This window comes from Pseudoalteromonas sp. S4741 (assembly GCF_005886135.1).
GTDB lineage: Bacteria > Pseudomonadota > Gammaproteobacteria > Enterobacterales > Alteromonadaceae > Pseudoalteromonas > Pseudoalteromonas tetraodonis.
On sequence record NZ_PNCN01000079.1, the window covers coordinates 12,749 to 38,379 of the forward strand.

The 25,631-nt window shown below is 40.2% G+C and carries 23 protein-coding genes; 12 read left to right on the forward strand and 11 right to left on the reverse strand.

Features of this window, described 5'->3' with window-relative positions:
* Nucleotides 1-87 precede the first annotated feature (87 nt).
* The 5 genes from CWC30_RS12170 to CWC30_RS12190 all read right to left on the reverse strand — a co-directional run bounded on the left by CWC30_RS12170 (nt 88) and on the right by CWC30_RS12190 (nt 4,943).
* Nucleotides 88-405: a hypothetical protein gene (locus CWC30_RS12170; RefSeq protein ID WP_008109627.1), complete on the reverse strand. Its 318-nt coding sequence runs from the start codon at nt 403-405 to the stop codon at nt 88-90.
* Entirely contained in the window at nt 402-1,439 is a 1,038-nt protein-coding gene (locus tag CWC30_RS12175) for a hypothetical protein (protein WP_013465892.1), read from the reverse strand. Before CWC30_RS12175 ends, CWC30_RS12170 begins: the two co-directional genes overlap by 4 nt.
* Before the next feature lie 208 nt (nt 1,440-1,647).
* Nucleotides 1,648-2,010, reverse strand: coding sequence for a hypothetical protein (locus tag CWC30_RS12180; protein ID WP_024595179.1), 363 nt, complete (start codon nt 2,008-2,010; stop codon nt 1,648-1,650).
* 192 nt (nt 2,011-2,202) lie between these two features.
* Entirely contained in the window at nt 2,203-3,585 is a 1,383-nt protein-coding gene (locus tag CWC30_RS12185; RefSeq protein WP_008464132.1) for a PhoH family protein, read from the reverse strand.
* Nucleotides 3,582-4,943, reverse strand: a complete 1,362-nt coding sequence (locus tag CWC30_RS12190; RefSeq protein WP_138627211.1) for a PhoH family protein — start codon at nt 4,941-4,943, stop codon at nt 3,582-3,584. Before CWC30_RS12190 ends, CWC30_RS12185 begins: the two co-directional genes overlap by 4 nt.
* A gap of 298 nt (nt 4,944-5,241) precedes the next feature.
* Between CWC30_RS12190 and rapA the strand changes: the two genes are divergently transcribed.
* From rapA to CWC30_RS12205, 3 genes are all read left to right on the forward strand, one after another.
* The gene (gene rapA, locus CWC30_RS12195; protein WP_069439844.1) at nt 5,242-8,136 is read left to right on the forward strand and encodes an RNA polymerase-associated protein RapA; all 2,895 of its coding nucleotides are present in this window, start codon (nt 5,242-5,244) and stop codon (nt 8,134-8,136) included.
* Between the two features lie 140 nt (nt 8,137-8,276).
* Nucleotides 8,277-8,930 (forward strand): bifunctional tRNA pseudouridine(32) synthase/23S rRNA pseudouridine(746) synthase RluA, encoded by a 654-nt coding sequence (gene rluA, locus CWC30_RS12200; protein ID WP_028835629.1) that lies wholly within the window; start codon nt 8,277-8,279, stop codon nt 8,928-8,930.
* A 93-nt stretch (nt 8,931-9,023) separates the two neighbouring features.
* Entirely contained in the window at nt 9,024-9,953 is a 930-nt protein-coding gene (locus CWC30_RS12205; RefSeq protein WP_138627212.1) for a DUF3530 family protein, read from the forward strand.
* Here CWC30_RS12205 and djlA read toward each other — a convergent pair.
* The 3 genes from djlA to CWC30_RS12220 are packed head-to-tail and all read right to left on the reverse strand — an operon-like array spanning nt 9,936 to nt 12,481.
* On the reverse strand, nt 9,936-10,793 hold the full coding sequence (djlA, locus tag CWC30_RS12210) for a co-chaperone DjlA (RefSeq protein ID WP_138627213.1): 858 nt from the start codon (nt 10,791-10,793) through the stop codon (nt 9,936-9,938). The two genes, CWC30_RS12205 and djlA, sit on opposite strands and share 18 nt — an antisense overlap.
* A gap of 33 nt (nt 10,794-10,826) precedes the next feature.
* Nucleotides 10,827-11,483 (reverse strand): N-acetylmuramate alpha-1-phosphate uridylyltransferase MurU, encoded by a 657-nt coding sequence (gene murU, locus CWC30_RS12215; RefSeq protein ID WP_138627214.1) that lies wholly within the window; start codon nt 11,481-11,483, stop codon nt 10,827-10,829.
* On the reverse strand, nt 11,480-12,481 hold the full coding sequence (locus tag CWC30_RS12220; RefSeq protein WP_069439842.1) for an aminoglycoside phosphotransferase family protein: 1,002 nt from the start codon (nt 12,479-12,481) through the stop codon (nt 11,480-11,482). Before CWC30_RS12220 ends, murU begins: the two co-directional genes overlap by 4 nt.
* A gap of 94 nt (nt 12,482-12,575) precedes the next feature.
* Between CWC30_RS12220 and lptD the strand changes: the two genes are divergently transcribed.
* The 7 genes from lptD to CWC30_RS12255 all read left to right on the forward strand — a co-directional run bounded on the left by lptD (nt 12,576) and on the right by CWC30_RS12255 (nt 21,561).
* Nucleotides 12,576-14,822: an LPS assembly protein LptD gene (lptD, locus tag CWC30_RS12225; protein ID WP_138627215.1), complete on the forward strand. Its 2,247-nt coding sequence runs from the start codon at nt 12,576-12,578 to the stop codon at nt 14,820-14,822.
* A gap of 96 nt (nt 14,823-14,918) precedes the next feature.
* Nucleotides 14,919-16,214 (forward strand): peptidylprolyl isomerase SurA, encoded by a 1,296-nt coding sequence (gene surA, locus CWC30_RS12230; protein ID WP_036980216.1) that lies wholly within the window; start codon nt 14,919-14,921, stop codon nt 16,212-16,214.
* A gap of 2 nt (nt 16,215-16,216) precedes the next feature.
* On the forward strand, nt 16,217-17,209 hold the full coding sequence (gene pdxA, locus CWC30_RS12235; RefSeq protein ID WP_013465902.1) for a 4-hydroxythreonine-4-phosphate dehydrogenase PdxA: 993 nt from the start codon (nt 16,217-16,219) through the stop codon (nt 17,207-17,209).
* A complete protein-coding gene (gene rsmA / locus CWC30_RS12240) occupies nt 17,206-18,012 on the forward strand; it encodes a 16S rRNA (adenine(1518)-N(6)/adenine(1519)-N(6))-dimethyltransferase RsmA (RefSeq protein ID WP_008113221.1) in 807 nt (268 codons plus the stop codon). Before pdxA ends, rsmA begins: the two co-directional genes overlap by 4 nt.
* Nucleotides 17,996-18,391 (forward strand): Co2+/Mg2+ efflux facilitator ApaG/CorD, encoded by a 396-nt coding sequence (apaG, locus tag CWC30_RS12245; protein WP_138627216.1) that lies wholly within the window; start codon nt 17,996-17,998, stop codon nt 18,389-18,391. Before rsmA ends, apaG begins: the two co-directional genes overlap by 17 nt.
* 15 nt (nt 18,392-18,406) lie before the next feature.
* Nucleotides 18,407-19,225, forward strand: coding sequence for a symmetrical bis(5'-nucleosyl)-tetraphosphatase (locus CWC30_RS12250; RefSeq protein WP_138627217.1), 819 nt, complete (start codon nt 18,407-18,409; stop codon nt 19,223-19,225).
* A 320-nt stretch (nt 19,226-19,545) separates the two neighbouring features.
* The gene (locus tag CWC30_RS12255) at nt 19,546-21,561 is read left to right on the forward strand and encodes a methyl-accepting chemotaxis protein (protein ID WP_138627218.1); all 2,016 of its coding nucleotides are present in this window, start codon (nt 19,546-19,548) and stop codon (nt 21,559-21,561) included.
* A 358-nt stretch (nt 21,562-21,919) separates the two neighbouring features.
* Here CWC30_RS12255 and rpmG read toward each other — a convergent pair whose 3' ends face one another.
* The 3 genes from rpmG to radC all read right to left on the reverse strand — a co-directional run bounded on the left by rpmG (nt 21,920) and on the right by radC (nt 23,271).
* Nucleotides 21,920-22,075 carry a 50S ribosomal protein L33 gene (gene rpmG / locus CWC30_RS12260; protein WP_004587947.1) on the reverse strand — a complete coding sequence of 52 codons (156 nt, stop codon included), beginning with the start codon at nt 22,073-22,075 and terminating at the stop codon, nt 21,920-21,922.
* An 11-nt stretch (nt 22,076-22,086) separates the two neighbouring features.
* A complete protein-coding gene (gene rpmB / locus CWC30_RS12265) occupies nt 22,087-22,323 on the reverse strand; it encodes a 50S ribosomal protein L28 (protein ID WP_008464111.1) in 237 nt (78 codons plus the stop codon).
* A gap of 273 nt (nt 22,324-22,596) precedes the next feature.
* Nucleotides 22,597-23,271 carry a RadC family protein gene (gene radC / locus CWC30_RS12270; protein ID WP_013465906.1) on the reverse strand — a complete coding sequence of 225 codons (675 nt, stop codon included), beginning with the start codon at nt 23,269-23,271 and terminating at the stop codon, nt 22,597-22,599.
* A gap of 141 nt (nt 23,272-23,412) precedes the next feature.
* Between radC and coaBC the strand changes: the two genes are divergently transcribed.
* Nucleotides 23,413-24,606: a bifunctional phosphopantothenoylcysteine decarboxylase/phosphopantothenate--cysteine ligase CoaBC gene (gene coaBC / locus CWC30_RS12275; protein WP_138627219.1), complete on the forward strand. Its 1,194-nt coding sequence runs from the start codon at nt 23,413-23,415 to the stop codon at nt 24,604-24,606.
* Between the two features lie 223 nt (nt 24,607-24,829).
* Nucleotides 24,830-25,417: a nucleoid occlusion factor SlmA gene (gene slmA, locus CWC30_RS12280; protein ID WP_008113236.1), complete on the forward strand. Its 588-nt coding sequence runs from the start codon at nt 24,830-24,832 to the stop codon at nt 25,415-25,417.
* Nucleotides 25,418-25,631: the final 214 nt, after the last annotated feature.

A 25,631-nucleotide genomic window follows, 5' to 3' on the forward strand; every position in this document is an offset into this window, starting at 1 on the left:
AAGAAATATTTTTTCAAATTCTTTATAGTCGTAAACAGATACTATGTAGGCATCCTTTAAATATATTCTATCCAACGTATTCCCTTACTAATAACTAGCCGGGAGCATATCTCGCAGCTCTAATAACTCATTAGGAGAATACATACACTCATGCATTAAATTAAACTCAAATGCATTTACATCAAACTCTTTAGATTCAGCATCTAAGATATAAAAGTCAACACCAAAGCACTTACTTTCTAGACCATTGATTTCCAAAACCTTTATCGTGAATAAAGCATCTCCTTCTTTACCATTTTCATTTTCGTCAGCAAATGTGCCGTAAAGCACCCGTTCAACTTTTTCCTCTGTATCAGATTGAATTGAGATAAGTTTTGCGTTGGTTAGTTTTACTCTAGGTCTCATGCTTGAACTCCTTTCATATCTTCTACAGAAAAAGGACGAAAAAAACTTAGATATTTAACCCCATCAACTTTAAGCAAATTGTTGTCAGCATCAAAATGTGACAGAACACTAGATTGATACAACGAAATGTATTTTTCATAATCGATTGTGTTAAAAAAGTTGGTATCAACGCGCCTCGCATAAAAAACAAGATCTTGCTGTTCGATACGAACAATGAACTTCTGATCGCCATCTAGATTTTTGACTCGTAGACATAAATCAGGTTTGTGCCAATCAGATACAAAGGAAGGAATCAATGGGAAGCCATATACCAAATAGCGCATACCTTCGATTTTGAAGGTTGTTGGATTGAACTGAGCCTTATTTACTTTGCCGCTACTGAATAATTCAAGTGTCAACACCAGCCAGTGCACATGCTTAGAAAATGTATTTCCTTCAGAAATACAGCCTTCAAACTCACCATTATGGTTTACATGATTGATGTACATGTATTTTCTAATGTCATCCAAGGAAAGCTTTTCAAACGGAAACTTGCAAGCGATTAGCCTGAAATAACAACCATGAACTTTTAAATCTGCATATTGAACTATCAACGGATCATCAAAGGCATCAAAGTATGGTCGCCACTCTAAGCGGAAGTCTGCACCTGTATTTACAATAAACTTGGCATTTTCAGGCAACCCTAAAACTTGGTATATCACTGAAACTAACTCTAATGTTTCGATATCTACCAGCATCAGGCTTTCAATACGGTTTGCCATTGACTCAATTTCTTTATGAAGCGATTCAATAATTTCTTGATCATCGTATTCGTTGATCATTAAATATTTCAGGGAATCGTGCTTTAGAATTGAGTCCAGCTTTTTCTTTTCAAATACTTCAGAGAGATATTTATGGGTATCAGAAAAATGAGGGCAGTTATAAACACCTCTAGCCCACAGGCCTTGGGCGTAAAGATCAGGAAACTCTAATAACTCAGCAAACTCTTTTGCTTGTTTATTGAGCTTATTCTTTAATTGATAAAGTGAGATCACTTAGTTCTCCAAACAACTTTCCAATAAACAATGGCCTACCAACACATTGCTTTATTTATTGTTCAAATAACCAAATTTTTACGGATGCTCCGCTTCACTGTTCACGTTTTTCAAGGCGAAAAACATGTGTAGGCGTAGGCTGTCCGCACAACCTTTCACTCATAATATCGCTAAATTTTTAAATGGCAACTTACGGATTTGTACAAAATCAGTCAGAAATTTTGGCTTTGAACTCATCAAAGCTAAGTCCGAAAAGGGATATGACTAATTCTTCATTTATATTGGAACCGGGAAATTTTTTTTCAAAATTTCCAATGATGCTATCTAGGTGGCTAGCTAATATTTTTACTAAAAATATTTCCGAGTTTGGTGAGAGAGCAGACAGTGCTATCAATGGGTTGTCAAAGGATTCAGCTTTTATTTTTACTAGTAAATCGCTGTAACTGTTACAGTCATACAGACAAATAGCTAGGGCTTCTTGGGCTTGTCCAAGGGGAATAGTTAATAATTTAGATAATCGTTTTGCCTGCCTTTTTATATTTACTAGCAGGTCTTCTTTATTAAAAGACATCAATACACCAAAAAACGGCAACGCTAGGCCACGCACCTATGTCACTCAGTTTTTGTGAATATTTAATCTTTTAGTTCAGAGTAAATCCATTTCGTCCTGTTTTCGTGGGAACGGGCTTCTCTGAAAAGCCACTGCAAAAAGCAGTGGCTATTGTCGCAATATTATAAGGAAATGTGAATTGTAGTTTGATGCCTACATGTTCTTTTCAGTGAATTCAGCCAAGCTACTACGCTCTACTTCATCAAATATCAATACTGAGCCTTTTTCATAGTTTCTATACACGTTAACAGCCGCGCTAGCACCTGAAGATGCGGGTGTGACAAACTTATCATCAATCTGGGCTAAGTTGCCCAACACGATTGTGCGACAATTTTTGCCACCACGGCTTAACATGCCCTTAATTTGCGCTCTAGTCATGTTTTGAGCTTCATCAATGATTAAAACAGCATCGTCTATTGAACGACCTCGGAAGTAAGCCATACTAGTAAATTCTATATTGGCTTTTTCGATCACATGCTCAACAGTTGCACTAATATTACCTTCATTGTTATCACCTGAATGCATTGATATAAGCGCATCTGTTATACCTGCTAATAACGGCATTGATTTCTCTGTCAGGTCACCGGGTAAAAACCCCGGATCATCGTCCATAAAGTCTCTGGAGCGCACCACAACGATTTTTTTGTACTTTTTTAACTCCAATACTTGATGCAGCGCCGAAGCAACTGCTAAAAAAGTTTTTCCGGAGCCAGCAGGGCCAAGGATGATATTTAAGTCATAATATGGATCTGTTAATTGGCTTAAAGCTACTGCCTGACGCTGATTTTTAGGCAAAATGCCCCATACTTTTTCTTGTTTACGAGGCAATAACTTTGTGAATACCTCAGTATCTGTTACTTCTGAAATTCGCCCAATGTGTCCAGCTTCATCGTACCAATACATGTTTGGCTGAACTTCATCATTAAATAGACTTATTGGGAAAGTATAAACTTCTCCTGAAACCTTGAAGTCTTTGTCTGATTTAATTCGATCAAAAAGATCTCCTTTAAAGGCTTGTACCCCTGTGTATAAAAGATCAATATCTGATATTTGATTATCTACGGCAACGTCTTCTGCCATGACCCCTACGGTTCGAGCTTTCAAGCGCATATTAATGTCACGGCTAACAATTACTACGTCTTTATCTAAGTCCTTCTGAAGATACAGTGCATAGTTAATTATTCTATTGTCAGCGTCACTTCCAATACCGTGCTTTAACTCTTTAGCCATATCGAGCTGGGTATCAATTCCAATAAACAGTTTTCCTCGTTTAGCTGTTTCAGTAGAAGGCAGTGGAATACCAGCTTCCATCTCTTCTGCACTGTGCCCATTTATTATATCTTCAAGCATACGAATACATACACGAGCATCAGCACTAACCGATTTGTTAGTTCTTTCTTTTAAGTTATCTAATTCTTCTAGAACTGTTAGACAGATGTAAATATCATCTTGATATGACAGGATACTTTTTGGATCATGAACCAACGCAGACGTGTCAAGAACACGAGGGTTTCGGTTTTCAACAGAGCTTTTCATGACGCAGCCCTCCAAAAGTTTGCATCGTTGCTAGAATGCGTGTTGTACTTACATCCCAAATAACAAATACTCTGTAAAGATTGGCTATTGTGGGAATGCTTAAAGTCGTTACAAAAATCCATGTTTAGAGAAATTCTTTTTACTTTTTCTACAGGCCAATAAAAACAAGGGGGTAAAAACTTTAAAATCTTTCCAATTCGGGGTTGTAAAATCACCACCGCATTTTGAATACTGCGTCCGCGCATAAAATTCACCGACTTAAACTGAATGTTGGCTTTTTCCATAATGTAATTACGGCTCGAAATTGGGTTTTCATCACCTTTATGCAGCACTTCTAAGGTATCGGTTATGGCAGCCAACCAAGGCGCCATTTTTTCTTCCTCAGTACCAGGCAAAAAGCCAATTGATTCTGCAATTTCAGGGGTATTACGGGTTACAATGACTTTGTCGTAAATACCTTTTTCAATCACCATCTCTAGCGCACACGCAAGTGCCAGTAAAGTTTTACCACATCCCGCTGGGCCGGTTAAAATAACAAGCTCAATAGACGTGTCGAGCAAGGCATCAAGAGCCATTGCTTGGTAAATATTTTTTGGTTTTATTCCCCATGCACTTTGATGCATCAACCGCTCTGCACCAATATCTTTAATGGTAATATGCTCACCATCATACGATTTAACTCTAGCGGCAAACTGATCGCCATCATCAAGTAAATATTCATTACAAAACACATCAGGAATTAAATCTTTAGGGATATGATGAACTGTTTCGCGTCCGTGTTGCTCAGTATTACACTGACCGACGTGCTGCCAAAAATCGCCCTCAATTTTTTTATAACCACTGGTGAGTAAATCAATATCGTCAATTAACTGATCAGTACGATAGTCTTCAACATATTTAAGCCCCGCCCCTTTGGCTTTTAAGCGCATGTTAATATCTTTAGTTACTAATATGACTTTTTTATCGCTATGCTGGTTTTGTAAATGCACCGCACAATTAATAATACGATGGTCGTTTTCATTGCCCGGCAAACCAGAAATAGAATCGGCAAATAAATGGTCGTTTACAATAATTAAGCTGCCTGTCGATCCGCCTTTTTTATTCCTTGGCAGCGCCACACCTTGTAGCATTTGTTCGGGAGTTGCCTGACTCAACACCCCATCAAGGCCACGAATAGCCACTCGCGCATCGCGGCTCACATCGTGTTTTCTATCTTTTATATGATCAAGTTCTTCCAATACGGTCATTGGGATAACCACTTGGTGCTCTTGGAATGACAAATACGCGAGGGGTTCGTGAAGTAATACATTGGTATCTAGCACATACATTTTACTATCAAAATTTGAAGCTTTTCCCATAGTACTTTCCTTACGTTTTATGATTTTTATGCTATACCCAATAAACTAATCAGTGGTTACTAATAAACTTGATTAATTACTTAGATATAATTTGAGTTTAGTCTATTTGTCATAAAAGTCTGTTTTATGACAAATATCATTTAGTTTGAATTTTCCAAAAATCGACGCACTAATGAGCGCTTAGGGTTGGTAATAATTCATACTTATAAAATTAATTAAAAGTCAGGCAAATAGCGCCTTGCAGTGGTGTTATCTAACAGGTAACATAGCCGCCTTTTTCTTCATAGACGAGACATACATGAATTTTTCCTTAGGTCAGCGTTGGATAAGTGACACAGAGTCAGATTTAGGATTGGGCACCGTTGTTGCCATTGATGGCCGCCAGGTCAGTATTTTATTTCCTGCCAGTGGTGAAAACCGTGTTTATTCTTCTGCAGAAGCACCGGTAACCCGCGTAGCATTTAATCCTGGGGATGTGATCCGAAGCGTTGAAGAATGGGAATTACAAGTCGAGTCTATTGAAGTGCAGGGTGAGTTACTGTGCTATCACGGAGAGCGTGTTGATAACGGTGAAAAAGTACAATTAAAAGAAACTTTTTTAGATCACTTTATCAAGTTCAATAAACCGCAAGACCGCTTATTTGCAGGCCAAGTAGACCGTTTTGATCGGTATACTTTGCGCTATCAAACCTGGTTACATCAGTTTGAACGTCAGCAATCACCTCTTAAAGGCTTAATCGGTCAACGCGCTAACCTTATTCCGCATCAGCTTTATATTGCTCAAGAAGTCGGTAAACGTTTTGCACCACGGGTATTACTTTCTGATGAAGTAGGCTTAGGTAAAACCATCGAAGCGGGCATGATTTTACATCAACAAATTATCACCGGTCGTGCCAGCCGTGTACTTATTGTTGTGCCTGAGAACTTACAACACCAATGGTTAGTAGAAATGCTACGCCGTTTTAATTTACGTTTTTCAATTTTTGATGAAGAACGCTGCGACGAAGCGTTTGCTGATTCACCCAATGTATTTGATACCGAGCAACTGGTACTTACTAGCCTTGAGTTTTTAACCAAGAAAAAACGCTGGTTTGAACAAGCTACGTTGGCCGACTGGGATTTATTAGTAATCGATGAAGCGCATCATTTAAGCATTAACAACAATAAACCCAGTGCCGAATACCAACGTATGGCTGAGCTGAGCCAAGATATTCCTGGGCTAATTTTATTAACAGCAACACCAGATCAACTGGGTCATCGTAGTCATTTTGCTCGTTTACAACTGCTCGACCCAGATCGTTTTTACGACTATGACGTGTTTAAAGAAGAAGAAGCAAACTACAAAGACGTTGCCGAAGCTGCTAATCAGCTATTACAAGAACAAGCACTGGATGACAGCGCAAAAGCCACATTAATTGAGCTATTAAAAGAAACAGATATCACCGATATCCTTGAAAAAGCCCAACAAGGCGACCTTGCTGCACGTAAAGAAATACTCAATATGTTACTGGATCGCCATGGCACTGGGCGCATATTATTTAGAAATAGCCGCAGTGGCATTGATGGCTACCCTAGCCGTAAATTACATGCCTACCCAATGGCATTACCTAAGCAATACAAAACAGCAATGACCGTACTGGGTAATATGAGTGGCATTCAAAATGCCGAGCTCAGTGCGCAACGTGCACTTTTCCCTGAAAAAATATTTCAAGAATTTGAAGGTGAAAGCGCAAGTTGGGGATTATTTGACCCTCGCGTAGATTGGTTAATTGAAACGCTAAAAACACTCAAGCGTGAAAAAGTACTTCTTATTTGTGCTAAAGCCGAAACAGCGATTAGCCTTGAGCAAATATTACGTGAACGCGAAGCAATTAAAGCCTCTGTGTTCCACGAGGGCATGTCGATTATTGAACGTGACCGCGCTGCGGCATTCTTTGCCGATGAATACGATAACGCACAAATATTACTGTGTTCAGAAATTGGTTCAGAAGGTCGTAACTTCCAGTTCTCACATCACTTAGTGTTATTTGATTTACCACTCAACCCCGATTTACTTGAGCAACGTATTGGTCGATTAGACCGTATAGGGCAAACACAAGATGTGAACATTCACGTGCCTTATTTCGAAAACACGGCACAAGAAGTACTACTGCGTTGGTATAACGAAGGCTTAGATGCGTTTGAAAGCACATCAACCACTGGGCAGTTGCTGTATAAAGAGTTCAGCGAAGATTTACTTGAGTACATTGCAGCTCATAATTGTGATGAAGATGAGCTAGATCCACTCCTTGAGCAAGTAGCACAAAAAAACGCAGTATTACGTAAACAAATGGAAAGTGGTCGAGATCGCTTGCTAGAGCTACATTCATCGGGACAGGGTGCTGCTGATTCACTTGTGGCTGACATTGAAAAGCTCGACAACCAGTTTGAACTGCCAAGCTACATGATCAACGTGTTCGACACCTTTGGTGTAAGCCAAGAAGATAAAGGTGAAAACACCATTATTTTAAAGCCCACTGAGCACATGTTAAACGCTTCGTTCCCATCGCTAAAAGACGATGGTATGACAGTAACCTTTGACCGCGATACAGCGCTTTCTCAGGAAGATGTGCACTTTATTAGTTGGGATCACCCTATGGTGCAAGGCACTATGGATATGATTTGTGATGATGATTTTGGTAGTTCATCGGTGGCGTTACTTAAAAACAAAAAGTTACCACCAGGCACCTTTTTTGTTGAGCTAATATTTGTTGCCGAAGCCATGGCACCAAAAGCACTGCAAGTTGGCCGCTTTTTACCCCCTACGCCAATTCGTATTTTACTCGATAAGAGCAGTAATAACTTAGGTGAAAATGTTGGTTTTGATGGCTTTAATCAGCAACTATCTGCGGTAGGTCGTCAAACTGCGAGTAAATTAGCTGGTGCATTACAAAGTGCAGTTCATCCGATGATCAACACCGCAAAAGACATGGCGCAACAAAAGTTGGATGTTATCCGTGCTGAATCATTAGTAAAAATGCAAACATCGTTAAGCGAAGAGCAACAGCGATTAGTTGCACTGAAGCAAATTAATCCAAACATTCGCCAAGAGGAAATTACCTTTTACGATAAACAACGCAATGAGCTAACTGCACATATTGAAAAAGCGCAGTTAAAACTTGATGCGATTCGTTTGATTGTGGTTTCGCACTAGAGAATCTAGCTGTCAGTCGTTAGTTAAAGATCAACTAGTGTGTGCATTGAAAAAAGCGCGATATTTATATCGCGCTTTTTACTTGAGCCTTTGCCCTCGCTCCACTAAAATAACGCACTTCAAAATCACTGAGGTCTGCTGTGTTAGTTAATTACAATCCCCCTATGAGCCCGTATTTAACTATACTGTTTCAAGACGATGATTTACTTATTGTAAATAAGCCTAGCGAGTTACTCACCGTCCCAGGTAAAGACCCAAAACATGCCGATAGTTTAATCAATCGCGTCAATCGTGTTTTTCCTAGTGCTAAAATTGTTCACCGTTTAGATATGGCTACCTCAGGCATACTTTGCTTAGCAATGAACAAAGCCGCTCATCGGCATTTAAGTATGCAATTTCAAGAGCGCGAAACAGCAAAACGTTACATTGCACGAGTATACGGACAACTTGAAACTGAAACCGGCTCAGTTGACTTACCGCTTATTTGTGATTGGCCGAATCGTCCTAAGCAAATGGTTGATCATGACAATGGCAAACCTTCGCTCACTCATTTTAAAGTGCTTGAACGTGAAGCACAGGCAACCCGTGTAGAGCTTACTCCTATTACAGGGCGCTCACATCAGCTGCGCGTGCACATGCTAAGCTTAGGCCACCCTATTTTAGGCGATCGCCTCTACGCCCATAAAGACGCACTTGCTGCTGCTCCTCGGTTACAGCTACATGCACAAATGCTACAACTAAAACACCCTGTAACGGAGCAAGTACTTACTTTTGAAGCTGAGAGCGAGTTTTAACACGGATTAATCTTTTAGCTATTTACTGTAAATAGCTAAACTTTAAGCGTGCTTCGCCGATACATAAATAAGATTTAAATAAAAAGCTTATTTATGTTTATTCCGCAGATGTTTAAAGCCATTATTACTACTTTTGTGCTTGGCTGTACGTTAATCGGTTTTCAAGCACTGAGTGCTGAGTATATCGCTCCTCCTCCCTTTTCAAAAAATATTGATGCGGATATCTCCCGCCTAGCCCAAAATGATGAAGTAAAGCCTATTTTAGCTGGTGATACTGAGTTTTTAACTTTATACAGTGAATATATAAGTGCCGACTTTAGAGGGGTTGTAATACTTATTCCTGACTGGCAATCAACGCCTACAAACAATGCAGGCATAAATTTTTTACGTAAAGAGCTGAATAATCAAGGGTATACCTCTTATGCAATGACAGTTCCTGATATTGATTGGCAAGCAGCTCAAGATGATGCAGCAAAAACGATTAATGATCCTGTGGGCAAAAATAATGAAACAGCCAACGCAAATACTAAGCCAGACACCAGTACACAAAAACAGCCCCATCATGCTGACTATGTTGAACAAGTAAATACTGAAGTGGTAGATAACTATAAATTAAAACTAGTCGCTCGCTACAAAGCTTTATACCAACAAGCTGCGATGGAGTCTGAGAATATTGTTGTTATTGCACAAGGCACCAGTGCTGGGGTGTTGTTGGAGCACTACGCTGAATTTTCAGACTCAAGAATAAACGCCTTCATTAGTTTAAGTAGCTACCTTCCTAATACAAAACGCAATGCAAAGTTAAGCCAAATAACATCTTTGGTCGCCCCTGCTTTGTTAGATATTTATTTTGCTACAGACAGTAATGGTATCTTAATGAACCTTAAAAACCGTCAGCGTTGGGTTAATCGAAATGCAAAGTTTGATTATCGCCAACGTCAGTTGTTTGGATTACGCGATGCGCCGCAGCAACATGCACGGCTAAGCAAAGAAATAGACGGGTTTTTACGCCGCCTTTTTTAAATACTCGTATGCCGCTTGAATATCTTGGCTTTTTTTAACCGCGACTTCCATCATATGCTTAGGTAACCCTTGCGATACGAGCTTATCAGGATGGTGCTGAGCCATGAGCTTTCGGTAGGCTACTTTAATATCACGTTGCGATGCGTCTTTATTTAACCCTAATAAGGCCAATGCTTGCGAACGGTTCATATCATTACTTGGCGGTACATGATGCCCTGAGCCTTCACGGTAGCTGCTACTTTGGCTTTGCTGCTGTTTAAAACGCTGTTGTTGCTGCCTAAAGTTAAACTCTGCTTGATAACGCTTTAATACAAAGGCAAAGTGTGCTTTAGACACACCTAGCTGCTTACTAACTTCTTGCAGTAATTGCTTTTCTTGTGCAGCAAGTACCCCGTCAGAAAACGCCATCTGGATTTGAATTTCTAAAAATAACTGCAGTAAATCATAACGTTTAGCAAAACGTTCTTTAAAGTCATAAACCGTGTCTTTGAGAGAAAAGTCGCTGTCTTTACCCGATTGAAACGCCTGCTGCGCTTCACGGCGCTCTTCGCCTTTTAAGCCCATTTCATCCATAAACAGCGTCGCTGCTTTAATGTGGGTTTCGCTAACACGGCCATTCGACTTGGCAATATGTCCCATTACCGCAAAGCAGCTAGAAAAAAACAGTGCTTGGCGTTCGTTAACATCATCGCCTTTAAAAAGGTTAGAGAAGCCGCCAGCCTGATCAAAGTCTTTCTTTAGACTTTTATCAAACATATGACCTAGGTATAAGCCTAAAATGGCGCCAAATATTTTGCCAAACATAAAACCAAAACAGAAACCGAGAATTTTTCCCCACATTTTAAAACTTACCTCTAGTGTTTTATATTTAGCTTATGGTGCTAATTGTTGGTTAAGAGCCGATAAACGCTCTGGTGTGCCTATATCGTCCCATTGGCCAATATAGAGTTCAGTGGAGACTAAATGTTCATTTATTTTTTCACGCAGTAAAGGCCCTAACGGGCGAATACCTGAGGCCAGCCCTTCAAAGAAATCAGCCTGATAACGGCCAATACCAGAAAAAGTATAGCGCTGTTCACTATTAGGTAAGTGGCTTAGCGTAAAATCACCCTCTGGGTTATGCGCAGGATTTTCAACCAATACAATGTGCGCCTCTTTAGGCTGTAAATGTAGCTGCATTAATGCACTGACATCATAGTCGCTGTAAACATCGCCATTAATCACAATAAATGACTCACCAAGTAAAGGAAGCGCTTGAATAATACCGCCTGCGGTTTCAAGCCCGCCCGTCACTTCTTGGCTATAGGTTATAGTCACGCCCCACGCGCGCCCATCAGCAAAATAGGTTTTTATTTTATCTCCTTGCCACGCAAGGTTAATTATTATTTGAGTAATACCTGCAGCCTTTAGGCGCATAATATGATGCTCAATCAGTGGTTTTCCCGCTACACATAACATAGGCTTAGGTAACTGTGCGGTGAGCGGCATCATACGTTTACCGCGCCCAGCGGCTAATATCATCGCCTTCATGGTTGTTCCTCTTTTAACCGCTGTTGCACCTTTGGCACCACGCTAGTTTTTATCAAAGCCGATAAGTCGCTAAGCTCAGGGTATTGTGCCGCCACCTCTATTACGTATTCAAGTGTAGGGAGTATGTTTGCTAAGTAACCTTGTTTACCATCACGCAAATATAAACGACAAAAAATACCCGCCGCTTTTAAATGGCGTTGTAAACCCGTTAAATCAAACCAATATTTAAATTCTGCAAATGACTCGTTAGTTATTAAACCTTGGCGTTTAAATTCGTCGTAACCAAACTCAAGTAAATGATTCAGCTCGTCTTTAGGCAATTTAAAGTAGCAGTCTCTTAAAAGTGAGACTAAGTCGTAACATAATGGGCCTTGTACCGCGTCTTGATAATCAATAATCGCCCATTGCTGCTCGCAGCGCATAATATTACGACTGTGATAATCGCGGTGCATTGTGACTGTGGGTTGCTCAAGCAGTGTATTTATTAGCAGCGCTGTGCTTGTTTGCCAAGTCTGTTGCTGCTCAGCGCTGAGCTCTGCGCTAATAAAATCATTAACCAGCCAATTTTTAAAAATATCCAACTCTAATGCAATAAAGTCACGGTCATACGGATTCATTGACGGCGCAGCTGGAGTTTTTGCCCACTTGGCACTTAAACTGATCAGTTGCTGGTAATACTCGCTGCGATTGGCATCATCAAGCAAGTCAGCTAAATGGGTGCTACCTAAATCACTTAGAATAAAAAAACCTTGCTGCTCGTCACTATGAATAATGGATGGCAATAAAAACCCCTGCTCAGAAAACACCTTGTTTAATGCAATATAAGGGACGTTGTTAACTTTTTTTGGATCGGAGTCCATCACAATAAAGTTTTTATTTTCAGCGTTTAACCTATAATAACGGCGAAAACTGGCATCTGCAGTTATTGCATTAAGCGCATAGGATTGCTCACTAAAGTGAGTATTAATAAACTGTTGTAAACTCTCAAAGCGTGTCATTTTATAAGCTATCTATTTTTCACTAATTACTTTGCCATTGTTTTCCTTTATTATGTATAGCTTGTAACTAATCACAGAGCATAAAGGTCGATAAATGAGCAAAACCTGGGGCATTTTGATGCTAAGCGTACTGAGCGCACCATCGCTTGCCGAAACTGAACTGACACACAATTTTTGTGGCACTTCAATGCAAACCAGAGCTTGGCAACCGCTTGCTGGCCTTGAGCTTGGAACGGTTGATATCAGCGCTGATGACGTTGAGCTTTTAGGAACGCAAAGCGCTGAATTTACTGGCAATGTTGATATTAACACCGTTAACATGAGTTTGTCCGCACAATCAGCACTGATTGATAAACAACGTGGCCTGCTTAATGCCACTGGCCCAATTACCTATCGCGATTATGTAAGCCACGTACAAAGTTCGGGCTTAAATGCCGATTTAAATAACTCAGCATTTAGTTTATTAGGCGCACAATATAGCCTAACACAACAACAAGGCAAAGGCGGCGCGGAAAAGCTCACCGTCGATAAGTCTGGCTTAATGCTGATGAATGCAAGCTTTACTGCGTGCCCAGGTAATACGCCTGTGTGGGCTATTGAAGCCGATGAAATAAACTTATCACGTGAAGAAGGCTGGGGCGAAACCTACAATGCCGTGCTACGTATTTTAGATACGCCGGTACTCTATTTACCTTATTTTACTTTCCCACTCGATGAGCGCCGTAAGTCAGGCTTATTAACGCCCAGCTTTTCAAGTTCAGATCGCTATGGATTAGAAACGATTACGCCTTATTATTGGAATATTGCCCCTAATTATGATGCCACTATTACCCCGCGTTATATGTCACGTAAGGGGCTACAATTACAAACTGAATTTAGATATTTAACCCCAGAGCACCAAGGTTTAGTGGCTATAGAATATTTAAATAAAGATGACTCAGAGCCTGAGCTTAACGAGCGTTTTTTGTTTCATTGGCAACAAAAAAGTTATATTGGTGAAGACTGGCGAGCCAGTATTGATATTACCAATGTTAGTGATGATAACTACCTCACTGATTTAAACTCAACCTATGCAAGTAAAACCGATACGCAGCTTTATCGTACCGGCTCGCTAACCCATATGGGCGAAATGTGGCGTACTGATATAAAGATGCAAAACTTTGAAGTACTCGGTGACCACTTAGAATCATACACGGCGTTACCACAAATTAGCTTTACCCAAACCACCCCTTGGAAAATTGATTATTTCGATTTTAGTGTTTCAGGCGAGCTGAGCCATTTTACTAACAGCTCTGCGGTAATTGACCAAGCTACTCGCGTGCACATCGAACCTAAAGCACGCTTTGATTACAAAGAGTATGCCTGGTCATTTTTATCTGAAGTGAGCTTATTGCAAACTAACTATAAACAAGACGGTGATTTACAGGGTACACAGTATAGCGATAATGTTTCGCGTACTTTGCCTAAAGTGCGCTTATATTCTCAGCTTAACTTTGAGCGCGACACCTCAATTTTTATTGACGATGGTATTCAAACTCTAGAGCCACAAATTCAGTATTTATATACGCCTAATAAAGATCAGTCTGACATTGGCTTATACGATACCACCAAGTTACAAGATGACTTTTTTGGTTTATTCAGGGATGCGCGTTTTTCAAGTGTTGACCGAATTGCCGCAGCTAATCAATTTACATTAGGGGCTACAACGCGTTTATTTGATAAGAAAAATGAAGAAGTATTTAACTTCAGCGCAGGCCAAATATTTTATTTAAGTGATTCAGCCAAGCCTACAGAGCAAGGACTTAATAGCGGTAGTAACTACAATGCCTTGTTTGCAGCGCAAACCATGTTACATTGGCACCGCCGCTGGTATTTATCGGGTGGTATTCAGTACGACACGGATGGCAAGCAAATTATCCAGTCAAATTTAACCTTAGACTATAAAGGTGACGATAATCAGCTGGTTCAATTGAACCATCGCTATGCAAATGATGTCTCAGGAAATACAATCGAGCAAGCGGGCTTATTTACAAGCATCCCTATCAGTGACGAGTGGCAATTTATTGCAAGTTACCATCGCGATCTTGATAATAACCGCAGTATTGAAGTATTGAGTGGATTACAGTATGAATCGTGCTGTTGGGCGTTCCAAATTACTGGCCATCGCCAAATTGAAACTGATTTAAATCAGTCAATTGGGCAACCCCAAGCCACTTTTGATTCGAGCATACGTTTGAATTTTGTATTAAAAGGGCTTGGTAGTAAAAGCCGTTACGATGCTCAAAAATTATTACAACAAGGTATTTTTGGTTATCGTAGGCCGTATTTTCTTAATGACTAAACTGCTTTATTTATAGTAAAAATTTACAAATAACTATATTAATTTAGCCGTATTTAGCATTACAACAGTACTATTAGTAAGAGTAGTAAAAAGAATATGAATTTAAAAAAATTATTAACATCAGCAGTTTTAACGTTCAGCTTGTGCCAAAGTGCATTTGCCGCCCCTGTCGAAATAGACAAAGTAATTGGTATTGTAAACCAAGGCGTTATTTTAAAAAGTGAAGTAGACACTATTGTTGATCGCGTAAAAAAACAAGCAGAAAAACAAAACCAACAGCTGCCAAAAGACGAAACACTACGTGTTCAGGCGATTGAGCGTTTAGTAAATCAAACCTTGATGATGCAGATGGCTGAGCGCATGGGCTTAGAAATTTCAGATAGCCAGCTTGACCAAACACTTGCCAACATGGCTAAAGAGCAAGGCGGTACAATTGCTGATTTGCGTCGTACTATTGAAGCGTCGGGTGAGAGCTTTCAAGCTTACCGCGAAGAAATTCGTAAAGAGATAACCACGCAACAAGTTACACGTGCAAACGTAGACCGCCGTATATATGTAAGCGACCAAGAAATTGATAACTTACTAAAAATTATGGATAGCCAAGGCCAAAATGCCGAAGAATACGATATTGGTCACATACTTATCGATATTCCAAGTGGTGCAAGTGCAGACGACGTAAGCTCAGCAAAAACACGCGCAGACAAAGTTATTGAACTGCTGGAAGATGGCCAAGAATTTAAACGTATTGCCATTTCATCATCAAGCGGCTCAAAAGCGCTTGAGGGCGGACAATTAGGCTGGATGGGCATTAACGAAATGCCATCGTTATTTGCAGAAGCTGTAAAAGGTAAAAAGAAAGATGCGATTATTGGTCCACTTCGTTCCGGTGCGGGTTTCCACATCATTAAAGTGCAAGACGTACGTGGCCGCCAAGTAGTAGAAACCACTGAAGTTAAATCTCGCCATATTCTTATTAAGCCTTCAATTATTTTAAGTGAAGAAAAAGCTCGCACTATGTTAGCAGGCTTTGTTAAAGATTTACGCGCCGGCGATGCTGACTTTGCAGAACTTGCTAAAGAGCATTCACAAGACCCAGGTTCAGCACTTAAAGGCGGTCAATACGATTGGACTGATCCAACCACCTACGTGCCTGCGTTTAGAGATACGTTACTATCACTTGATAAAAACGAAATCAGCGAACCATTTAGAAGTCAGTTTGGCTGGCACATTGTGCAGTTACTAGATAAACGTGTTGCAGATAAGACAGAGCAAGCTAAACGCAATCGTGCACATGGCATGTTGTTTAATCGTAAATTTAAAGAAGAAAGCTTTAACTGGCAGCAAGAAATGCGCGAACAAGCCCACGTTGAAATTTTCCCAATAGACGAATAATTATGACCTTAAGAATTGCGGTAACCCCCGGAGAACCTGCAGGCATTGGCCCAGACTTGCTATTAAAACTGGCACAGCACAGCTGGGATGCGCAACTAGTAGCGATTGCAGATGCATCGCTACTAAAACAACGCGCTAAGCATTTGGGTTTAAACATTGAATTAATTGAATTTGATGAACAAGCCAAAGCAATGCCAACAGCGGCTGGCAGCTTATATATTAAGCAAATTAATTTAGCAGAGCCCGTTGAGCTTGGCGTGCTTAATGACGCCAATGGACAATACGTGTTAGATACATTACGTATTGCCAGCGAGAAGAATATGGATGGCACATTTGATGCCGTTGTTACGGGGCCTGTTCACAAAGGTATTATTAACCAAGCCGGCATTTCTTTTAGTGGCCATACTGAGTACTTTGCTCAGCAATCAGGTACAGCCGATGTGGTTATGTTATTAGCCACTGAAGGTTTGCGTGTTGCCCTAGTAACCACACATATTCCGCTTGCTTATGTTTCTCGTGCCATTACGCAAGAGCGACTAGTTAAAGTAGCTAATATTCTTAATCATGACTTAAAAACGAAATTTGGTATTGAGCAACCACGCATTTTAGTCTGTGGCTTAAACCCTCATGCTGGTGAAGATGGCCATTTAGGCCGCGAAGAAATCGACACGATTACGCCTACGCTCAACCTACTAAGAGCTGAAGGGATGAACTTAATCGGTCCTTTACCAGCCGATACCCTATTTCAAGATAAATACCTAAATGAAGCCGATGCAGTGCTGGCTATGTATCACGATCAGGGATTACCTGTGCTAAAATATAAAGGATTTGGTAAGTCAGTGAATATAACTCTTGGCCTTCCATTTATTCGCACCTCAGTCGACCACGGTACTGCGCTTGATTTAGCCGGTACAGGCGATGCTGATGTTGGCAGTTTTGAATTAGCGATCCGCGAAGCAATTAAGCTCGCCCATGAAAAAGCACAGAATCAATGACCGATAAAGTACACTTAGGACACCGCGCCCGTAAACGTTTTGGCCAAAACTTTTTATTCGATGAGTCAATCATCGACAAAATCGTCACCGCTATCGATCCTAAACCGCAAGATAATTTAGTAGAAATTGGCCCAGGTCTAGGCGCTATTACCGAACCTGTTGCCGATTTAAGCGGCCATTTAACGGTTGTTGAGCTAGATAAAGATTTAGCCCAGCGTTTAATTGAACACCCTTTTTTAGGGCCAAAATTAACCGTAAACCAAGGCGATGCAATGAAGTTTGATTTTGCAAGCCTGGTTAAAGATGACAAAAAGCTAAAAGTATTCGGCAACCTGCCGTACAACATTTCAACGCCTTTGTTGTTTCACTTGTTTGAATTTGCCGATCATATTGAGCACATGCACTTTATGCTGCAAAAAGAAGTGGTAAAGCGCATGGTAGCAGGCCCAGGTAGTAAAACCTTTGGTCGCTTGAGTGTGATGACTCAGTATTATTGTCATGCGATGCCTGTGGTAGAAGTACCGCCTGAGTGCTTTAAACCGGCACCTAAAGTCGATTCTGCGGTTATTCGCTTAATCCCTAAAAAGGCACAGCAGCGCACCGCTAAAAGCGTTAAAATATTAAACACCGTTTGTTTAGAAGCGTTTAATCAGCGCCGTAAAACGTTGCGTAACAGCCTTGGCAACCTTCTAACAGCTGACGAATTAACCAGCATTGGCATTGATATTACTTTGCGTGCTGAGAGCCTGTCGTTACAACAATTTATTGATATAGCTAACTGGATTTATGACAACAAGCAGTAATAGTAATATAGGATCACCTGTAAAGGTATCTGTTGAAACGTTTTATGTGGAAGAGCAATCGCAACCCGAACTAGATAAGTTTGTGTTCGCCTACTCCGTTACTATAAAAAACCACAGTTTATGCAGTGCAAAACTACTTAGCCGTTATTGGCTGATTACTGATGCCAATGGCAAAGAAGTAGAAGTGCAAGGCGAAGGTGTGGTGGGTGAAACCCCAGATATAGCTCCAGGTGAAAGCTACAAATATACCAGTGGTGCAATAATAGATACACCGGTAGGCACCATGCAGGGACATTACACTTTACGTAACGAGTTTGGTGCTGAATTTAAAGCACCCATAAACGTATTCCGCTTAGCCTGTCCTAATATCTTACACTGACAAAAACAGGTAACAATGGCCGACTACGCAATAGGTGATTTACAAGGCTGCTTTGACGAATTTAGTTTATTGTTAAAGCAAGTCGACTTTAACCCTAGCAAAGATCACTTATATTTAGTGGGTGATATTGTCGCTCGCGGTCCAAACTCGAAAGCGTGCCTTGATTTTATTTATCAACATCAAGACAGTGTTAGCGTCACATTAGGCAATCATGACTTACACATGATTGCCTGTTATTTAAATAATGTTACACCTAACCCCAAAGACAGACTCACTGCACTGTTTAACAGTAGTAAACTGCCCCACTACATTGCGTTTTTACAAACTCAGCCTTTAGCTCTTTATTTAGAGCAGTATGATTGTTTTATCTCTCATGCAGGACTTAACCCTGATTGGTCATGCGTACATGCTATTGAACACGCTCAATTTGCTCAACAGTGTTACAGTCAAAACAATGCCGAGTTCTATTTTAAAAACATGTATCAGCCTCACCCGCTAAAATGGACTGAGCAACTTGATGATGCTGCTAAATTTCGTTACATCGTTAATTATTTCACTCGCATGCGCTTTATTACGCCTGATAATTTGCTCGATTTTAATGCAAAAGAAGCAACAACAAATTCATCATCACTAATTCCTTGGTTTTCTCATCCTGCCATTATGAACGCTCAACATGACCTAATTTTTGGACACTGGGCAGCACTTGAAGGCAAAACGCCCTACAACCACCTTTATGCTCTAGACACGGGTTGCGTATGGGGTGGCTCAATGACACTAATAGAACTACAAAGTAAGCAAAAATTTTCAGAAAAATCACAACTTTTGTCTAAATAAACTGAAAAAAGTTAATACATCTGTTAAGTTTAAAAGCGGATGTTAAATTGCATAATTACAAAACATTCACAATATTGTGTAAAAAAAATAGTAATACTCTTAATTGAGTTAAACATAGGCAATAAACAAGTGTTAACGTCTTACATTATTTTTTATCCCTAATCGAAGACTTGTATTATGCATGCTTGGTTTGTAATTAAGTTTCGCGGTAAATTTAGCAACTAACTATTAACAGTAAAAATTAATTATTTTTAATTACTTAACTTATTGTTGAAAGCGCCGATAAGTTTTAATAGACGTATTTTTGAATGGAAAACCATATGAATCTAACAGTGAGTCAACGTATTTGGGGTGGTTTTATATTTATCACTTTATTACTTTTAATTATTGGCGGTAACTCTTTAATAAAAATAGCAAATATAGATCGTTCAACTCAAAAAGTTAATCAGCTATCGCTCCCTGCATTGAACAAAAGTGCACAATTACAAGCTGAATTTATTTTGATGAGTAAAGCCGCCCAAGCTAGTTTCCATATTACATCGGCTCAAGAACTCGCCTCATTAAAAGCTCAAATAGAAGAACAAAAACAAATATTTGATAAATTACACCGCGAACTACAACAAGTTGTTAAAGACGATCCACAATTAAACAAAAGTAGCCTTGAAGTTGAAAAAACCTATCAGAGCTTTTCAAATATCATAAGCAGCCTGCTTAAAGATAAAAACACCCAGCTAGTGCTTAACAAAAAGCTCAAAGCGCAACTAGACACCATTGAGCTCGCGGCAGAAGATGCCAACTCTATAGTGCTTGATATTATTGATATTGATGGTTTAGAGGATAATCATCCACGCGCTTATCAAGCAGCTAATAATCTAGAAAATAACTTTATGTCCGTGGTTACCAGCAGCACCGACATGCTAACCGTTAAAACGCTTAACACGCTCGATATTATCAAAAACGAGCAAGTGTATTACTTTGAAGAAGTCGTTCGTACAGTTTCATTAATAAAGCCGGCGATAGAGCAAAGTCACAGCAGCTTGTTTAATGACTTAAAGGGTTATATAGATACCCTAGAGAGCAATATTTTAGGTAACGATAGCCTTTCAGCGAATAAAAAGCGCCTTATTGACGCAATAAGCACAACCGAGCGTGAATTAGCAGAGTCTGAAAAAGCGACTAAAACAGCGCTTAGCCAAATTGACGAATTAGTATTACAAGCCAGTGGCGTTGCATTTACATTACAAGAAGGCGTACGTAGTGACGTAAACTCAGCTAATTTATGGACATGGATAGGTATGATCATTGCGACTATTATCGCTGTGCTTGTAGCCATCATTACGGTTAACCGTATTATTAAGCCATTAGCGGAAGTAAATCGTATTCTAGATATTGTTGCCAGTGGTGATATGACTCAACGCTTAGATGACAGCGCAAAAGATGAATTTGGTGAATTATCGAAAAGTTGTAATACCTTAATTGATAGTTTACGTAGCTTAATCACCGGTATTATTTCACGTTCAACACAACTTGCAGCCGCTTCTGAGCAAACCTCAACAATTACCGGTGAATCAAGCAAAGCAATCAGTAATCAGCAAGCGCAAGTAGAGCAAGCAGCAACCGCAACCACTGAAATGAGCAGCACATCACAAACAGTGAGTAATAGTGCACAACAAGCACTGAGCGAAATTAAAAATGCCGATAAAGAAGCGGAGCGCGTTAAAGGTATTTCAAATCAAAATAAAGCAACCATTGAGCAACTCGCCTACGAGGTAGACGAAGCATCAAGTGTTATCAATAAACTACACAAAGATAGCGCATCAATTGGTAGTATTTTAGATGTTATTCGCGGTATTGCGGAGCAAACTAACTTACTTGCACTTAATGCGGCTATTGAGGCTGCGCGTGCCGGCGAGCAAGGCAGAGGCTTTGCTGTGGTAGCTGATGAAGTAAGATCACTTGCAAGTAAAACACAAGAGTCGACCCAAGAAATTCAATCTATGATTGAGTCACTACAGTCGGGCGCTGAAGAAGCGGTTAAAGCTATGGAAAAAGGTAAAGAACGCGCGGTTTCGTGTGTTGAGCAAAGTGACTTAGCCAATAGTGCACTGGATTCAATTACCCTTGCAGTATCACAAGCGCATAATGTCAGTGAAGAGATATCAACAGCAGCACAAGAGCAACAACAAGTATCACAAGAGATCAGTGAGCGCTTAGAGTCTATTGTTGCTATTGCCGAGCAAACAGCAGAAGGCGCTGTACAAACGAATATTTCAAGTTCAGAAGTGGCTAAATTAGCCGAAGAGCTAAGAATATCAGTAGAGAACTTTAAAGTATAAATATCGCGCTGTAAGTAGCCTTAGAGCTACTTACAGCTCATACCCTAGTCAGTCACCGTAAAACCTCCTTCTTCCTCTTCAGGCATACTTAAATAGCTCATAACCGCACTCTAAATACACAATACCCAACGACTTAGCCCGTAAAATTATTTAATGCTCATACTTTTTATGTTTTTTAGTTATAAACAACTGATGCCATTATCTACGGAATAATTCGTGGTGCTTAACAAAAGCCAATTAGCGATTTAATTCAATGGGTATCATTACGGTGATATGGTTTCGGTGGATGATAGAGCAGATTTTAAAAACAAAAAACCCAGCATAAGCTGGGTTTTTACATTTCTGAAAGAAAACTAAATTACTTGATTTTAGCTTCTTTGAAAATCACATGTTTACGAGCCTTAGGATCGAATTTTTTGATTTCCATTTTTTCAGGCATGTTACGCTTGTTCTTGTCGGTAGTGTAGAAAAAACCAGTACCAGCAGTTGAAACTAAACGGATCTTATCGCGCATAATTCAGTTCCTTAAACTTTTTCGCCACGAGCACGGATTTCTGTAAGAACCGTGTCAATGCCTTTTTTATCGATAATACGCATACCTTTAGTAGTAGTGCGTAATGTTACAAAACGTTTTTCACTTTCAACCCAAAAACGGTGTGTTTGTAGGTTAGGTAGGAAACGACGTTTAGTCGCGTTTCTCGCGTGTGAACGGTGGTTACCAACCGCTGGACGCTTACCTGTAACTTGACATACTTTAGACATGTCTATATATCTCCAATAACTTCGCTCGAGCTTAATTTTCCCTAAGGCCATGTATTTGTGCCCTAGAGATAAATCGAAGGGCGCTCTTTATACAGCTTTTACAGGCAAAGATCAAATACTGATCTTATCCAACCAGCTCATGTGTAAATTTGATAGCGGCTAATTATAAAGATCGAATGCCCTTAGGGAAAGTAAAAACTGCATTTAAATTAAACTAATTTGCCAAAACGCACTAAACCGCTCATTTTTAGCACATATCTGTAAACGATAAACTCAAATCAGTCCCCGTTCGGCAAACGAAACACTACTTTCACCACCAATAATAATATGATCCAACACATTTATGTCGACTAATTGCAGTGCTTGGCACAATTTATTAGTAATGAGCTTATCGGCCTGACTCGGTTCTGCAATACCACTGGGGTGATTATGTGAAAAAATCACCGCCGCCGCATTATTTTTCAGTGCCGCCTTTACCACTTCACGCGGATATACACTGGCTGCGTTAATTGTGCCGTAAAATAATATTTCATCTTTTAATAAACGATTTTGACTATCAAGGTACAACACCATAAATACCTCTTGCTGCAATCCACGCATTTGCAGCGTTAAATAGTCATAAACGGCTTGTGGAGAGTTAAAAACGGCGTCGCGCACAAAGCCCTCTTGCATGTAACGCTGGCTTAGCTCAAGTACTGCTTGTAGCTGAACATATTTAGCCATTCCCAAGCCTTTTTGCGCACAAAATTCATCCATACTGGCATTAAACAAATTATGCAGGGTTTTATTTTCGTTAATCAAATGCTGCGCCAACTCTATGGCATTCATGCCGGGTAGGCCCGTGCGCAAAAATATAGCTAATAGTTCAGCATCAGAGAGTGCCTTTGCGCCCTTTTCTAGCAGTTTTTCTCGCGGGCGGAGCGAATTAGGTAATGACGTTAATTGCATGATTCATCCTTGAAAGATTACTGTACTGTATAACTGTAATGCAAAATCAAAAATTAGCGCGATAAAACGCATTTTATTTTAGCTGTCACGCTCAAAATTTGTTATTTTGGCCACCATATTTTATAAAATTGATGAACAACCATGATTAATTTAACAAATAAAAAAATAGTGCTGGGTATTAGCGGTGGAATTGCAGCGTATAAATGTGCTGAACTCGTAAGACGCTTAAAAGACCATGGTTGTGACGTTAAAGTTGTAATGACTGAATCAGCAAAACATTTTGTCACCCCGCTAACCATGCAAGCTGTGAGTGGTGAAATGGTGTCTGACTCGTTGCTAGACCCATCAGCCGAAGCCGCTATGGGGCACATTGAATTTGCAAAATGGGCTGATTTAATTTTAGTTGCCCCTGCCACCAGCAATATTATTGCGAAAATGGCCGCAGGGATTGCTGACGACTTGCTCACGACTTTATTACTGGCGACCCCCGCAAAAGTAGCCATAGCGCCGGCAATGAATCAGCAAATGTACGCACACCCTGCAACGCAAGCTAATTTAGCCACTTTAAAAGCACGCAACGTTGCTATATGGGGGCCAGGCAAAGGCGAGCAAGCTTGTGGTGATGTCGGTGCTGGGCGAATGCTTGAACCGCATGAGTTAGTGAGTTTATGCATTGAACCTGCGCAACCACAAATCTTAGCGGGTAAAACCATTACTATTACCGCAGGCCCAACCCGAGAGCCTCTCGATCCGGTGCGTTTTATATCAAACCACAGCTCAGGAAAAATGGGCTATGCACTAGCACAAGCTGCTTTATCATTTGGCGCGCAAGTTAACTTAATTTCAGGCCCGGTAACCATTACCGCGCCGCAAGGGGTTAATTTAATTAATATAGAAAGTGCCGAGCAGCTATTGCAAGAGTCTCTCAATTACGCCCCTCAATCTGACGCCTTTATTGGTTGCGCTGCTGTAGCCGATTACCGCGCAGCAAATATCGCCACGCAAAAAATGAAAAAACAAGGCGATGAACTCACTCTTAGCTTAGTTAAGAACCCAGACGTTATAGCAGCAGTAGCAAACCTTACACAAAGCCGCCCTTACACTGTCGGCTTTGCAGCAGAAACGCAAAATGTTGCTAACTACGCTAAAGGGAAACTAACCAATAAAAACCTCGATATGATTTGTGCTAACGACGTATCGAAAAGTGATTTGGGCTTTAATTCAGAGCGTAACGCACTCACTCTTTACTGGCAAAATGAACAACTCGATTTACCTGAGACCAGCAAAACAGAAATAGCCATCAAAGTGATCGAGCAGCTTGCCAAACGATTATAAAAAGGCTGGAAACAAACTGAATAAAACATTAACATGATGACGCCTTGTGACCTTTTAGTGTAATTTTACTTCGCTAATATAGTTTAATGCTTGCGCAGTACCAGAGCTTCACGTAATACGTGAAAATACCGCCTTACTGGTTATTGCCCGCAGCAGCACTAGGCCGGTAGCTGTGTTATCGCACATTGATGTAGAAAAAATAACTATTAAAAAAGGAATGTTCATGCCTGCGACAAAAAAAAGTAATCGCAAAGAGCAAATACTGCAAGCACTCGCACAAATGTTAGAAACCAGCCCTGGCCAGCGTATTACAACTGCCAAACTTGCCGCAGAAGTTGGCGTATCTGAAGCCGCTCTTTATCGCCACTTCCCGAGCAAAGCGCGGATGTTTGAAGGATTAATTGAGTTTATTGAAGATACCCTGCTATCACGTATTAATCTTATTTTAGATAACGAAAAAGAAAGCAAAGCACGCGTATACAATACCTTATTACTGTTGCTAACGTTTGCTGAGAAAAACCCTGGCATTACTCGTATATTAACAGGCGACGCTCTACAAGGAGAACAAGAGCGACTTCGTGAGCGTGTACAGGGCTTATTTGAAAAACTAGAAACCCAATTTAAACAAATTCTTAGAGAGCGTAAGCTACGTGAAGGTAAAAACTTCCAAAGCGATGAGTTAACCCTAGCTAACTTTTTGCTTGCCTACGTTGAAGGTAAAATGAATCAGTTTGTGCGCAGTAATTTTAGTGCTCGCCCAAGTGAGCAATTTGAAAAACAATGGCCAGAACTTCAAAAAATTTGGTTATAAGATTCGAAGTAATACCTTGTTAGTGATGCTAACAAGGTATTAAATTAACCACTTCCACTCTTATTTTTACCGATGCCAAACACCTCACATCCCGTGGCCCGAAAATCTAACCTTTCACCTTTCACCTTTCACCTTTCACCTTTCACCTTTCACCTTTCACCTTTCAACTGTTCCCTATTACCATTAAACATTCACGTCTCAACTTAAACCATTA

What these genes read in the sequence shown, in the direction of transcription:
- slmA (WP_008113236.1), top strand. Translation starts at nt 24,830, where the DNA reads ATGCCTGCGACAAAAAAAAGTAATCGCAAAGAGCAAATACTGCAAGCA.
- CWC30_RS12205 (WP_138627212.1), top strand. Translation starts at nt 9,024, where the DNA reads ATGTTTATTCCGCAGATGTTTAAAGCCATTATTACTACTTTTGTGCTT.
- CWC30_RS12180 (WP_024595179.1), bottom strand. Translation starts at nt 2,010, where the DNA reads ATGTCTTTTAATAAAGAAGACCTGCTAGTAAATATAAAAAGGCAGGCA.
- CWC30_RS12250 (WP_138627217.1), top strand. Translation starts at nt 18,407, where the DNA reads ATGGCCGACTACGCAATAGGTGATTTACAAGGCTGCTTTGACGAATTT.
- lptD (WP_138627215.1), top strand. Translation starts at nt 12,576, where the DNA reads ATGAGCAAAACCTGGGGCATTTTGATGCTAAGCGTACTGAGCGCACCA.
- CWC30_RS12185 (WP_008464132.1), bottom strand. Translation starts at nt 3,585, where the DNA reads ATGAAAAGCTCTGTTGAAAACCGAAACCCTCGTGTTCTTGACACGTCT.
- surA (WP_036980216.1), top strand. Translation starts at nt 14,919, where the DNA reads ATGAATTTAAAAAAATTATTAACATCAGCAGTTTTAACGTTCAGCTTG.
- murU (WP_138627214.1), bottom strand. Translation starts at nt 11,483, where the DNA reads ATGAAGGCGATGATATTAGCCGCTGGGCGCGGTAAACGTATGATGCCG.
- apaG (WP_138627216.1), top strand. Translation starts at nt 17,996, where the DNA reads ATGACAACAAGCAGTAATAGTAATATAGGATCACCTGTAAAGGTATCT.
- radC (WP_013465906.1), bottom strand. Translation starts at nt 23,271, where the DNA reads ATGCAATTAACGTCATTACCTAATTCGCTCCGCCCGCGAGAAAAACTG.
- CWC30_RS12190 (WP_138627211.1), bottom strand. Translation starts at nt 4,943, where the DNA reads ATGGGAAAAGCTTCAAATTTTGATAGTAAAATGTATGTGCTAGATACC.
- coaBC (WP_138627219.1), top strand. Translation starts at nt 23,413, where the DNA reads ATGATTAATTTAACAAATAAAAAAATAGTGCTGGGTATTAGCGGTGGA.
- CWC30_RS12220 (WP_069439842.1), bottom strand. Translation starts at nt 12,481, where the DNA reads ATGACACGCTTTGAGAGTTTACAACAGTTTATTAATACTCACTTTAGT.
- rpmG (WP_004587947.1), bottom strand. Translation starts at nt 22,075, where the DNA reads ATGCGCGATAAGATCCGTTTAGTTTCAACTGCTGGTACTGGTTTTTTC.
- djlA (WP_138627213.1), bottom strand. Translation starts at nt 10,793, where the DNA reads ATGTGGGGAAAAATTCTCGGTTTCTGTTTTGGTTTTATGTTTGGCAAA.
- pdxA (WP_013465902.1), top strand. Translation starts at nt 16,217, where the DNA reads ATGACCTTAAGAATTGCGGTAACCCCCGGAGAACCTGCAGGCATTGGC.
- rpmB (WP_008464111.1), bottom strand. Translation starts at nt 22,323, where the DNA reads ATGTCTAAAGTATGTCAAGTTACAGGTAAGCGTCCAGCGGTTGGTAAC.
- CWC30_RS12170 (WP_008109627.1), bottom strand. Translation starts at nt 405, where the DNA reads ATGAGACCTAGAGTAAAACTAACCAACGCAAAACTTATCTCAATTCAA.
- rapA (WP_069439844.1), top strand. Translation starts at nt 5,242, where the DNA reads ATGAATTTTTCCTTAGGTCAGCGTTGGATAAGTGACACAGAGTCAGAT.
- CWC30_RS12255 (WP_138627218.1), top strand. Translation starts at nt 19,546, where the DNA reads ATGAATCTAACAGTGAGTCAACGTATTTGGGGTGGTTTTATATTTATC.
- rsmA (WP_008113221.1), top strand. Translation starts at nt 17,206, where the DNA reads ATGACCGATAAAGTACACTTAGGACACCGCGCCCGTAAACGTTTTGGC.